Here is a 12,260-nt window from a genome sequence, read left to right as displayed (position 1 = left end):
TCGGATCAGTCCAGCGGTTGCGGCCGGGTCACGACCGGGGCGTCGGGATCGCTGGCCGCAGGACGTGCGGCGGTCGGGGCCGGCGTCGGGGGCACGACGACCAGCGGCTCGGTCTGGACTGTCGGGGCAGGCGTCGGGGCCGGGGCGGATGCGGCGGTCTGAGCCGTCGTGGCAGCTGGCGTCTGAGGGCGTGGCGCGACGGTCGTCGGTCGAGGCTGGGCTGTCCGCGTTGCAGGCGTCGTCGTGCGGGCGGCCGGGGGGGTCGCGGTCGGCGCCTGGACAGGGGCCGGGGCGGGTGCGGCTGTCGCGGGCGTCGGCGTTTCAGCCTGAACGACAGGGGCTGCGCCCGTCGGGACCGTCTCGGCCGGCGGCGTTGTCAGCGGCGCCTCGGGGACCACGGCGGCGGCCGGGGCCGGCGTGGAGGCGGGACGCATGGCGAACCAAACGCCGCCGCTGATCACCAGCAGGGCGGCGACGCCCGCGCCGACATAAAGCGGCAGGCGCGAGGGCTTGGCCGGCGCGCGAGCGAAGCTGGGCGTCACTTGAGGCGCAGGCGTTTCAACGGCAGGTTTGGACGCGACCGGCGGCGCGACGACGGGTTTGGCCGCGACCGGCGCCGTCTCGGCCGGCTTCGGCGTGGGTGCAGGCGCGGCCCGCGACGTCGGCAGAGGACGCACGGTCAGGTCGGCGTCGGGCAAGGGCGCGGCTTGCGGAGCGGGCTGGGGCGTTTCGGGCTGGGGCGTCGGCGCTTGGGCCGGACGCGCGGTCGGGATCAGCGATCCGCCCAGGATGCTTCCGGTCTGCGGACGCGGCGGCCTGGGCTGCGCGGGCGCTCGGCTCGGGGCCGCCGCCTGACCCTTGGCGGGCGCCACGCCGGAGGCCAGGCTCTGGGTCTGGATCGAGGCTTGCTGCTGTTGCGGCGAGGGCTTGCGCGGCGGCGGATTGGGGATGCGGTCCAGCGGATTGGGCGCGATCGGCACCGGTCCGACGTGGAAGGTCGTCGCGGGCATGCGTCCCCACGTCACCGGCTTGCGGGCGAAGGGCTCGGGCGGGGTCTTCTGGTCGTCGGACATTCTATTCCATTCGCTGGCGATCTGGCCCGTTTCGTGACGGATCAGTTCTTGAGCCGATAGCCGGTCTTGAACATCCACATGACGATGGCAAGGCAGACGGCGAAGAAGCCCAGGGTCGCCGCCACGCTGACGCCGATCGCGACATCGCCCTGACCATAGAAGGCCCAGCGGAAGCCCGAGATCAGATAGACCACCGGATTGAACAGGGTCACCGTGCGCCAGCCGTCGGGCAGCATGTCGATGGAATAGAAGGCGCCGCCCAGGAAGGTCAGGGGCGTGACGATCAGCATCGGGATCATCTGAAGCTGTTCGAACCCGTTGGCCCAGACCCCGATGATGAAGCCGAACAGGCTGAAGGTCACCGAGATCAGGATCAAAAAGGCCATCATCCAGATCGGATGCAGAATTTGCAGCGGCACGAAGAAGGCCGCCGTCGCCAGGATGATCAGGCCCAGCACCGCCGACTTGGTCGCCGCCGCCCCGACGTAGGCCAACACGATCTCAAGCGACGACACCGGCGCAGACAGGATCTCGTAGATAGTGCCCGTGAACTTGGGGAAGTAGATGCCGAATGACGCATTAAAAATAGACTGGGTGAACAGGCTGAGCATGATCAGGCCGGGCACGATGAAGGCGCCGTAGGGCACGCCGTCCACCTCCTGCATCCGACTGCCGATGGCGCCGCCGAAGACGACAAAATACAGGGCGGTGGTAATGACGGGCGTAACCACGCTCTGCCACAGGGTGCGCAGGGCGCGCGCCATTTCGAAGCGATAGATGGCCCAGACGCCGAAAGCATTGAAGGTCATGCGGCGGCTCCGTTCTGGTGGACCAGGCTGACGAAGATGTCTTCCAGCGAGCTCTGGCGGGTGTTCAGGTCCTTGAAGCCGATGTTCAGCGCCTCAAGCCGCCGGATCAGCGACGGCACGCCCGTGTAGTCGGCGTTCGCGTCGAAGCTGTATTCCAGCTCACCCCCGTCGTTCTTCAACGTCAGGTCCCAATCGGACAGGTCGGCGGGCAGGGCGGTCAGCGGCTCGATCAGGTTCAGCGTCAGGGTCTTCTTGCCCAGCTTCTTCATCAGGGCCGACTTTTCCTCGACCAGGATCAGTTCGCCCTTCAGGATCACGCCCACCCGGTCGGCCATCTCCTCGGCCTCCTCGATATAGTGGGTGGTCAGGATGATGGTGACGCCGCGCTCGCGCAGCTTCCTGACCATCGCCCACATGTCGCGACGCAGCTCGACATCGACCCCGGCGGTCGGCTCATCCAGGAACAGGATGTCCGGCTCGTGGCTGAGGGCCTTGGCGATCATCACCCGGCGCTTCATGCCGCCCGACAGGGTCATGATCTTGGCGTCGCGCTTGTCCCACAATGACAGGTCCCTCAGCACGCTTTCGATGAAGGCGGGGTTCGGCGCCTTGCCGAACAGGCCCCGGCTGAAGGTGACGGTGGCCAGCACCGTCTCGAAGGCGTCGGTGGTCAGTTCCTGCGGCACCAGGCCGATCTTGGTGCGGGCGGCGCGGAAATCTTTCTGGATATCATGACCGTCGGCGACCACCGTCCCCGTCGTCGGCGTGACGATGCCGCAGACGATGGAGATCAGGGTGGTCTTGCCGGCGCCGTTCGGACCCAGGAGGGCGAAAATCTCGCCCTTCTCGATGGTCAGGTCGATACGCTTCAGCGCCTGAAGCCCCGACTTGTACGTCTTGGTCAGGCCGTCGATCTCGATTACGGGCATGGGCGTTCCTTTCCGGCGAGCGCGGCGACGCCGACCGGGTGTGGCGGCAATATGGCGTGCCTTGCGCACGACTCAAGGGGGTGCCCGACGCAAGGGCCGCGCGGCTCAAGGGGCGCCAAGTCGTTGTTAACCGGATTGCCGCACGGTGCAGGCTGTCCCTTCGTTGGCGGGAGCTTTCGTGTCGTCCCTGTCCGCCGTCCACCGCGCCGCCCTGACGGCGGTCGTTCAGGCCTGTCCCGACAAGTCGCTGGCGACGCTGGGGGCGGCCGTGGCGGCCTTGAACGGCGACAAGGCGACGGAACTGGCGATCATCGTGGCGGATGAGGCGCGCGACCGGGCGCGTCGCGGCACCGCTTTCGGCCCCCTTCTGCCCCTGTTTCATCCCCGTGCGGACGGGGCGCCAGCCCTGACCTTTCCCCCTCGGGTTCTGGCGCGCGTATGGCGTCATGCAGTTCAGGGTGAAGAGGCTTTCCTGCCCTTGCTGGACGGCGCCGTCACCATCGACGGCGAATGGACCCTGGCCGCCGACCGGCTGTGCGCCAAGGCGGCCGCAGTGCTGCGCGACCGGCCGCGCGAGGTCTGGCCCGAGTTCCAGCGCCCGCCGGAGGGCGAGCCGCCCGCGACGCCAGTCGAACTTGCCGGCTGTTTCGATCTGACACCCCTGGCGCGCGGCGCCCTGCCGCGCCTGCCGGTCTGGCTGGAAAGGCCCGACGACAATCAACTGGCGGGGCTACGGCTGCTGATCCAGGACTGTCTGGTCATGTCGCCAGACGGCGGGCGGCGGATGATCGACATCCTGTTCGCCCATGTGGCCGACGCCGAGCGGATGTTGCGGGTCGTGACGCGCACCAGCCGTCTGGCCGACCGCGAGGCGACCCTCAGCCATTCGGAAATGGGCGTCTTCGTCGAACGGCTGCTGACCTCGGTCCAGGCGCGGGTTCGGCGCATCGCCGCGGTGCGGTCGTCGCTGGGCGAGGCGACCATGCTGGGCGTCGTGGACGACGTGACCTGGTGCGCCGGGGTTCTGGCCGAGATGGACATGAGCCTGCAGATCCGGCCAGATTCCAGCTGGGGCAAGACCGCTCGGATGGCGCGGGTCCAGGTCTCGGGTCAGTTGTCGGGCCTGATGAAATCCACTTCGGCGGCGGTCCATGCGGCCCTGCCGATGAAGCGGCGAACGATCACCGGACGCATGACCCGGCTGTGTCCGTGGCTGGAGGCGCCCAGCGACGGCGAACCGATCGAGGCGGCGGCGGCTCTGCTGGCGGCGGTCGCGGCCTTGCGTGGGGCGGCCAACACCTTCGGCTGCGAGGCCGATCGTTCGGCATTAAAGACCGAACTGACCGACTACCTCACCACCTGGGCCAATGAAGCGCTGGACAGCGCGGCGGACGGCGAGGTCGAGGATCCCGACCATGTCCTGCGCCTGGTTGGGGTGGCGGCGCGGTTCCTGACCCTGATCGAGGCGCTAGAGGCGGCGCGGGCCGTGCGGCGGCGCGCAGCGTCGGCGGAAATGGCGCGCTTGGGCTGAAACGACGCCTCGCCCGGCGTTCGCGGATGGGTTAGAGGGCTAGCATGATCGCCTTCTGGATGATGACGGGACCGGCGGCGGCTCTGGCCGCCCTGCTGGTGCTGACCGGCGCACGGCGCGGCGCCGATCCGGCCGCGGGGGCCGAGACCCAGGCCGGCTCGCGCGAGATCGAGGAGCTGGATCGGCTGAAGGCGCGCGGCCTGCTGGACGACGCGGCCTATGCGGGCGCGCGGGCCGAGGCGGGGCGACGGCTTTTGGCCATGACGACGACCGCGACCCCCGTGGTTGGGCCTAAGGATCGGTTCTGGGTGCTGGGGGGGATCGCCGTGACGGTCGCCGGCGCGCTGGGCCTCTATGTCTTCACCGGATCGCCCGGACTGCCCGATCAGGCCTATGAGCGGCGCGTCGACGACTGGGCGGCGAACCTGGAGGGGCTGGAGCCGGCGCAACTCGCCGCCGTGACGGCGCGGGTCGTGCGCGAACGGCCCCAGGATCGCCAGGCGCTGGCCATGCTGGGGGCAGCGCGTTATGCGGCCGGCGATCCTCTGGGCGCGGCGTCGGCCTTCCGTAGGCTGATCGCCCTCGACCCCAAGGACGCCCAGGCCTGGGCGCGACTGGGCGAAAGCCTGGTGGTGGCCAATGACGACCAGATCGGCGGCGACGCCGAGGCCGCCTTCCGCGAGGCGCTGAAACTGGATCCGGATCAGCTGGGCGCGCGCTTCTTCCTGGGCGAGGCGGCCCTGCGGCGGGGCGACGGCGCATCGGCGCGCACCCTGTGGACGCCGCTGATCGCCGCGCTCCACCCGGCCGACCCGCGTCGTCTGGACCTGGGGCGGCGACTGCCGAAGGACGGCGCGCAATGACGCGTTGGTCGCGCGCCACGACGGCGGTATATGCCGCCAATCCGCCCTCCGAACCCGGAACGTCCGTCGCATGAGCTGGCTGCCCAAATCGCCGAAGGCGCGTCGTCGCCTGTGGGTCGTCGCCGCCGTCGCGCCGATCCTGGCGCTGGCGGTCGGCCTGTCGTTGTGGGCGATGCAGGACAGCGTGACCTTCTTCTATTCCCCGTCCGAGGCCACCGCCGACAAGGCGCCCGAGGGACGCAACATCCGTCTGGGCGGTCTGGTCGAGGTCGGCAGTGTTCAGAAATCCGGCGACGGCGTGGTGGCCTTCTCCGTCACCGACAATGTGGGCGTGACGCGCGTCGTCTATCACGGCGACCTGCCCGACCTGTTCCGCGAAGGGCAGGGGATCGTGGCGCAAGGGGCCTTCGGCGCCGACCGCACCTTCCATGCCAGCCAGGTCCTGGCCAAGCACGACGAGAACTATATGCCGCGCGAGGTCTCCGACCGGCTGAAGGAAAAGGGCGAGTGGCGGCCGGATGCGGCGCCGACGACGGCCGCCGCAGCCAGCAAGACCGTTCCCCTATGATCGCTGAGCTTGGGGCCTTCGCCCTGGCGCTGGCTCTGGCGCTGTCGATGCTGCAGACGGGCCTGTCGGCTGCCGGGCGCGCGAGACGCAGTCCGGTGTTGGCTGGCGCGGCGCAAGGCGCGGCGCTGGCGGCGGCGGGCGCGGTGGCGCTCAGTTTCGCGGCGCTGATCTACGCCTTCGTCGTGTCCGACTTCTCGGTCTCCAACGTCGCGGCCAACAGCCATACCGACAAGCCTATGCTCTACAAGGTCGCCGGCGCTTGGGGCAGTCACGAGGGGTCGCTGCTGTTGTGGTGCCTGGTGTTGACGGTCTTCGGCGGGGCGCTGGCCCGCGCGCGCGGCCTGCCGTTCGGGTTGAAGGCTTCAGCCGTAGCGGTGCAGGGCGCGCTGGGATCGCTGTTCCTGGCCTTCGCCGTCTTCACCTCCAGCCCCTTCACACGCCTGGATCCCGCGCCGTTCCAGGGGGCGTCGCTGAACCCGCTGTTGCAGGATCCGGCCCTGGCCGTGCATCCGCCGCTGCTCTACGCAGGTTACGTCGGCTTTTCCGTCTGCTTCTCCCTGGCGGTCGCAGCTCTGATCGAAGGGCGGGCGCAGACGGCCTTCTGGCCGGCCTGGGGACGTTGGGTGCGGCCCTGGGCGCTGGCCAGCTGGGCCTTTCTGACCGTCGGCATCACGCTCGGGTCGTTCTGGGCCTATTACGAGCTGGGCTGGGGCGGCTGGTGGTTCTGGGATCCGGTCGAGAATGCCAGCTTCATGCCTTGGCTGGCGGGCGCGGCCCTGTTGCACAGCGCGGTCGTAACCGAGCGGCGCGGGGCGCTAGCGGGCTGGACGGTGTTCCTGGCCCTGCTGGCCTTCACCTTCTCCATGCTGGGCGCCTTCCTGGTGCGCTCGGGCGTGCTGACCTCCGTTCACGCCTTCGCCGTCGATCCGCAGCGGGGCTTGATGCTGTTGGCGATTTTGGGCGTCACGGCCGGCGCCGCCTTCGCCCTGTTCGCCTGGCGCGCGCCCCAGCTCAAGGGCGGCGGCCTGTTCGCACCGGTCAGCCGCGAGGGCGCGCTGGTGCTGAACAATCTGTTCCTGACAGCGGCGGCCGCGACCGTGCTGTTGGGCACCTTGTATCCGCTGATCCTGGAGGCCGCGTCCGGCGCGACCATCTCGGTCGGCCCGCCCTATTTCGCCGCGACCTTCACGCCGCTGATGATGGTCGCCTTCATCATCCTGCCGGCTGGGCCGCTTTTGGCGTGGAAGCGCGGCGACCTGCCAGGCGCGATGCAGCGGCTGGCCGTAGCGGCGGGCCTGGCCATCGTCTCGGCTCTTGCGGCCTATGCCCTTTGGGAGCCGAAGAAGGCGTTCGCCGCCGCAGGGATCGGCCTGGGCGCCTGGCTGATCCTGGGATCGCTAGCCGAGGTGGCGGAACGCGCGCGGTTGTTCCGAGCCTCGGCGGCCGAGACGCTGCGTCGTCTGAAAGGCCTGCCGCTGGGCGCCTGCGGCATGACCTTCGCCCACTTAGGCCTGGGCGTCTTCATCCTGGGGGCGGTGGTCGAGACCGGCTTCAAGGCCGAGACGGCGCGCGCCCTTTCGCTGGGCCAGAGCGTGTCCGCAGGCCCTTGGACCGTCACCCTGGACGACGTCCGCGTGGTCGAGGGCCCGAATTATCTGGCCGAACAGGGCCGGCTGACGGTGCGGCCGACCGATGATCGCGGCCGGGCCAGCACGGTCACGGCCGAGCGCCGCTTCTTCCCCGCCGGCGGCCAGACCACCACCGAGGTCGGGCTGGATTTCCGGGGGCTGGACGACGTCTATGTCGTGATCGGCGAACGGGCGGGCAGTCCACAGCAGCCGGCCTGGGTGGTGCGTCTGTACTGGAACCCGTGGGCGCGACTGATCTTCCTGGGGCCCATGATCATGGCGCTGGGCGGCGTCCTGTCCCTGCTGGATCGGCGATTGAGGATCGGGGTCGGCGCACGCCGTCGCAAGACCGCATGAGACGCCTGGCGATCCTGCTGGCTGCGCCCGTCCTGGCGCTGATGCTGACGGCGGCCGAGCCGCCTGCCGCGCCAGACCGGCCCTTGCCCGATGCGGCCCAGGAAGCCCGCGCCCAGGCCCTGTTCAAGGACGTCCGCTGCGTCGTCTGCCAGCACGAGGCCATCGCCGACAGTCCGGCCGGCGTCGCCGGCGATATGCGCCGCCTGATCCGCGAGGAGATCGCCGCCGGCGCCTCGGACCAGGCGGTGCGCGACGACCTGGTGCGGCGGTTCGGCGACTATGTGCTGTTCACCCCGCCGGTGCGGGCGGGGACCTGGCTCTTGTGGTTCGGGCCGTTCGTCTTGGTGCTGTCGGCGGTCGCCGTCCTGATGTTGCGCGCGCGCCGCCGTCCGGTCGAGGCCGCGCCCCTGACGGCCGAAGAGGAAGGCCGGCTGGACGAAGTTCTACGAAATGAGAAGCTTCGCCGCGATCCTGACGCAACCTCGCCTCACGACGGGCGCTAGTCGAGATCAACGATCGGCGGCTGGGATTGGCGTAAGCGCCGTCCGGCCTGTATCAATCGCGAAACCGGCGCCCGCATGGCGCTGGACAGAGGATCGCAAGGACCACGATGCTGAAGCGCAAGGAGTTCATTCTCGGGGCCGCGGCCGGCCTGACCCTGGCGGCGGCGGCGACCGCCGGCGGCGTCATCAACTGGCCCGGCGCGCATGCGGAGCCGCAGGCGGTCAACCGCATCACCCCGGTCCCGGCCAACGGCGACGCCTTCACGCCCCCGCCGGGCGCGCCCAGCAGTTTCGCGACAATTTTCGATCAGGTTTCGCCCGCGGTCGTCCAGATCGACGTGACGGTCAAGGTCGATCAGCCCCAGGGCGGCGCCTTCACCATTCCCGGCCTGCCGTTCCAGTTCGTGCCTCCGCAAGGTCGTGGCGGTCAGGGCGGAGATGAGCCGCAGACGACCCAGGGCGCCGGCTCTGGCTTCTTCATCTCGCAGGACGGCTTCATCGTCACCAACAACCACGTTGTCGCCGACGCGACCGAGATCAAGGTCAAGATGTCGGACGGCCGCGAACTGCCGGCCCGCCTGATCGGCCGCGATCCCGGCACGGACCTGGCCGTGATCAAGGTCGAGGGTAACGACTTCAAATACGTCAGCTTCGAAGAGACGGCCGAGCCGCGTGTCGGCGACTGGGTCATCGCCATCGGCAACCCGTTCGGCCTGGGCGGCACCGCCACGGCCGGCATCGTCTCGGCCAAGGCGCGCGACATCGATCCGTCGGGCTACAACGACTACATCCAGATCGACGCCGCCATCAACCGGGGCAACTCGGGCGGCCCGACCTTCGACATCCACGGCCGCGTCATCGGCGTGAACTCGGCCATCTATTCGCCCACCGGCGGATCGGTCGGCATCGGCTTCGCCATTCCTGCGGATACGGCCAAGACGATCACCGAACGCCTGATGCGCGGCGAATCTATCGAGCGTGGGTATCTGGGCGTCCAGATCGGCAATCTGACCGACGAGTATAAGGAAAGCCTTGGCCTTCCTGCGACCACCAAAGGCGCATTTGTCGTCGAGGTCACGCCGGATGCTCCCGCTGCGCGTGCGGGTCTCCAGCCGGGCGATGTCGTCGTGAACCTGAATGGTCGCGCCATCGAAGGCTCCAGCGAACTGACCCGCGCCGTAGGCTCAGCGAAGCCTGGTGACACCCTGCGGCTCGAACTGCTGCGCGAAGGTCGTCGTCAAACTGTGAATGTGCGCGCGGGCACGCGCCCGGCCAATCTTGAAACCGCCGCGACGGATGACGGCGAAGGATCCGCTACGCCCAACAATCCCAGCGCCCCAGCAGGCGAAGTGGTCGAAGGCCTGACGATTGCGCCGGTCAGCGCGGCTCTGCGTAGTCGTTTCGATATTCCCGAGGGCGTTCAAGGAGTGGTCGTCACCGGTGTAAGCCAAGAGTCTCGCGCCGGTCGTCTCGGCTTCCAGCCGGGCATGGTCATCATCCAGGCCAATGGGCGCAGCGTCGGCTCCACCGCTGACTTCAAGGGTGCGGTGGAAGCGGTCAAGAGCGCCGGGCGACCGGGCGTTCTGCTTCTGGTGCGGACGCCTCGGGGCAACAGTCCGATCGTTCTTCCGCTGCAGGACAAGAACTGATCGGTATTCTGACCAAGCCTTAACTCACTCTATCGCCGCCGATGCGCTACCATCGGCGGCGATTTTGATTCCGGGAGGGGTTTTGATGCGGATTCTTGTGGTCGAGGATGACGCCGAGGCGGCGACCGCCATGGTGAGGGGCCTGTCCGAAGCCGGACATGAGGTGACCCACGCCGTGGACGGCGCCTTTGGGCTGCTGGAGTCGCAAAAGGGCGGCTACGACGTTTATGTGGTGGACCGGATGATGCCGCGTCTGGACGGCGTCGGCATGGTCGAGACCGTCCGCAAGGGCGGCGATCAGACGCCGGTCCTGTTCCTGTCGGCCCTGGGCGAGGTCGAGGACCGGGTCACAGGCCTGAAGGCCGGCGCCGACGACTATCTGGTCAAGCCCTACGCCTTCGCCGAACTGATCGCGCGGGTCGAGGCTCTGGCCCGGCGGCGCGAGACCGGCGGGGTCCAGACCGTGCTCAAGGTCGGCGATCTGGAGATGAACCTGATCGCCCGCACCGTCCATCGCGGGACGGCCGAGATCGACCTTCAGCCGCGCGAGTTCCAGCTGCTGGAGTTCCTGATGCGCCACGCCGGCCAGTCGGTGACGCGCACCATGCTGCTGGAGAAGGTCTGGGAATACCATTTCGACCCTCAGACCAACGTCATCGACGTCCACATCAGCCGCCTGCGCTCCAAGATCGACAAGGGCTTCGACCGCGCGATGCTGCAGACCGTGCGCGGGGCGGGGTATCGGTTGGAGGCGTGACTTGAGATCCTCCCCCGCAACGCGGGGGAGGGGGACCGCCGGCACGGCGGTGGAGGGGGCGACCCCAGACACCGGCGCTGATGCCGCCCCCTCCACCACTTCGTGGTCCCCCTCCCCCGTGAACGGGGGAGGATTTTAGTGCGCCTTCCCTCCCTCCTTCGTCGCACGCCCTTCCGGCTGACGCTGCTGTTCCTGGCGCTGTTCGTGGCGGCGGCGGGGGCGATCCTGGCCTATGTCTATTTCGCCTCGGCGTCCGAGGCTCAGGGCCGGGCCAAGGCGGACGTGGAGATCGAACTGGGCGCCCTGACGGCGATCCACCGCACGCGCGGCGTCGATGCCCTGAACCAGGCGCTGGTGGAGCGGTCGATCCGGGGCGGGCCGTATCTGTATCTGCTGACCGACGCGGCCGGAAAGACGATCACCGGCAACATCACCGAATCGCCGATCGACATCGACCTCAGCCTGCCCGCCGGCGCCAGCGATTGGGAGACCTTCCGCCTGACCGACACGGATGCGCAGGGCAAGGTCCAGCGTCGGCGCTCCATCGGGGTGATCACCACCCTGTCGGGGGGCGAGCATCTGTTCGTCGGTCAGGATATCGGCGACATTGAGGAATACCTCGCGCGGCTGACCCAGGCCCTGTGGGGCGCCATGGCGCTGGTGATGCTACTGGGCCTGGCGGGCGGTCTCTACATCAGCCGGCGGGTGGAGAAGTCCATGGCCGGGCTGAACCAGGTCGTGCAGGCGGTGCAGGAGGGCGACCTCAAGGTCCGCGCCCCCGTCCGCCACACCGGCGACGAACTGGACGAACTGGGCCAGGGGCTCAACACCATGCTGGACCGGCTGGAGGCGTCGATGTCCTCCATCCGCCACGCGGGCGACGCCATCGCCCATGACCTGCGTTCGCCCCTGACGCGGATGCGGGCCAAGCTGGAGGTGGCGCTGATCGACGCGGAAGCCGGCAAGATCGACGGCGTCGACGCCCTGGGCATCGCCCTGGACGAGGCCGACCATCTGCTGAAGACCTTCAATACCGTCCTGGCCATCGCGCGGCTGCAAGCGGGCGGCGCGCCGGATCCCAGGCTGATGGACGCCGCCGACCTCGCCGCCGACATGGCCGAACTGTACGAGCCGGCGGCCGAGGACAAGGAGATCGACTTCTCGTCCGAGGTCGAGCGCGGCCTGATGATCGAGGGCAACCAACCCTTCCTGGCCCAGGCCCTGGCCAACCTGATCGACAACGCCATCAAATATACCCCCGCGGGTGGGGCGGTGAAGCTGCGCGCGCGCAGGCGATCGTCGGGCGAGATCGAATATTCGGTCACCGACACAGGACCGGGCGTGCCCGAGGAGGACCGCGAGCGGGTGGTCCAGCGCTTCGTCCGCCTGGACAACAGCCGTACCGAGCCCGGCTCGGGCCTGGGCCTGTCGCTGGTCACGGCGGTGGCCGAGGCCCACGGCGGGCGGGTGGTGCTGGACGAGGGGCCGGGAGCCTATGGTGATTTCGGGCCGGGGTTGCGGGTGGCCTTAGTTCTTCCCCCTGCGGTCCAGAACTAACAATTTCCGCTCATCCCCGCGAAAGCGGGGACCCAG

At 69.0% G+C, this 12,260-nt stretch carries 11 protein-coding genes; 8 read left to right on the top strand and 3 right to left on the bottom strand.

Features of this window, described 5'->3' with window-relative positions:
* Nucleotides 1-5: 5 nt before the first annotated feature.
* The 3 genes from ACZZZD_RS07945 to ACZZZD_RS07935 are packed head-to-tail and all read right to left on the bottom strand — an operon-like array spanning nt 6 to nt 2,811.
* Nucleotides 6-1,073 carry a hypothetical protein gene (locus tag ACZZZD_RS07945; RefSeq protein WP_463434093.1) on the bottom strand — a complete coding sequence of 356 codons (1,068 nt, stop codon included), beginning with the start codon at nt 1,071-1,073 and terminating at the stop codon, nt 6-8.
* A gap of 41 nt (nt 1,074-1,114) precedes the next feature.
* Entirely contained in the window at nt 1,115-1,882 is a 768-nt protein-coding gene (locus ACZZZD_RS07940) for an ABC transporter permease (protein WP_463434091.1), read from the bottom strand.
* Nucleotides 1,879-2,811: an ABC transporter ATP-binding protein gene (locus tag ACZZZD_RS07935; RefSeq protein ID WP_463434089.1), complete on the bottom strand. Its 933-nt coding sequence runs from the start codon at nt 2,809-2,811 to the stop codon at nt 1,879-1,881. Before ACZZZD_RS07935 ends, ACZZZD_RS07940 begins: the two co-directional genes overlap by 4 nt.
* Nucleotides 2,812-2,989: 178 nt before the next feature.
* Between ACZZZD_RS07935 and ACZZZD_RS07930 the strand changes: the two genes are divergently transcribed.
* From ACZZZD_RS07930 to ACZZZD_RS07895, 8 genes are all read left to right on the top strand, one after another.
* Nucleotides 2,990-4,342, top strand: a complete 1,353-nt coding sequence (locus tag ACZZZD_RS07930; RefSeq protein WP_463434087.1) for a hypothetical protein — start codon at nt 2,990-2,992, stop codon at nt 4,340-4,342.
* A gap of 44 nt (nt 4,343-4,386) precedes the next feature.
* Nucleotides 4,387-5,205: a c-type cytochrome biogenesis protein CcmI gene (gene ccmI / locus ACZZZD_RS07925; RefSeq protein WP_463434085.1), complete on the top strand. Its 819-nt coding sequence runs from the start codon at nt 4,387-4,389 to the stop codon at nt 5,203-5,205.
* Between the two features lie 70 nt (nt 5,206-5,275).
* Nucleotides 5,276-5,773: a cytochrome c maturation protein CcmE gene (gene ccmE / locus ACZZZD_RS07920; RefSeq protein WP_463434083.1), complete on the top strand. Its 498-nt coding sequence runs from the start codon at nt 5,276-5,278 to the stop codon at nt 5,771-5,773.
* Nucleotides 5,770-7,758, top strand: a complete 1,989-nt coding sequence (locus ACZZZD_RS07915) for a heme lyase CcmF/NrfE family subunit (RefSeq protein ID WP_463434082.1) — start codon at nt 5,770-5,772, stop codon at nt 7,756-7,758. The genes ccmE and ACZZZD_RS07915 overlap by 4 nt, the downstream gene beginning before the upstream one ends.
* Nucleotides 7,755-8,261 carry a cytochrome c-type biogenesis protein gene (locus tag ACZZZD_RS07910; RefSeq protein WP_463434080.1) on the top strand — a complete coding sequence of 169 codons (507 nt, stop codon included), beginning with the start codon at nt 7,755-7,757 and terminating at the stop codon, nt 8,259-8,261. Before ACZZZD_RS07915 ends, ACZZZD_RS07910 begins: the two co-directional genes overlap by 4 nt.
* Before the next feature lie 107 nt (nt 8,262-8,368).
* Entirely contained in the window at nt 8,369-9,910 is a 1,542-nt protein-coding gene (locus ACZZZD_RS07905; protein WP_463434078.1) for a Do family serine endopeptidase, read from the top strand.
* An 85-nt stretch (nt 9,911-9,995) separates the two neighbouring features.
* Entirely contained in the window at nt 9,996-10,667 is a 672-nt protein-coding gene (locus ACZZZD_RS07900; protein ID WP_425985433.1) for a response regulator transcription factor, read from the top strand.
* Between the two features lie 138 nt (nt 10,668-10,805).
* Nucleotides 10,806-12,224 (top strand): sensor histidine kinase, encoded by a 1,419-nt coding sequence (locus ACZZZD_RS07895; protein WP_463434074.1) that lies wholly within the window; start codon nt 10,806-10,808, stop codon nt 12,222-12,224.
* Nucleotides 12,225-12,260: the final 36 nt, after the last annotated feature.

The sequence above is a fragment of the Brevundimonas sp. AC546 genome (assembly GCF_979258305.1).
This window is presented reverse-complemented; position numbering and strand designations above follow the sequence as displayed.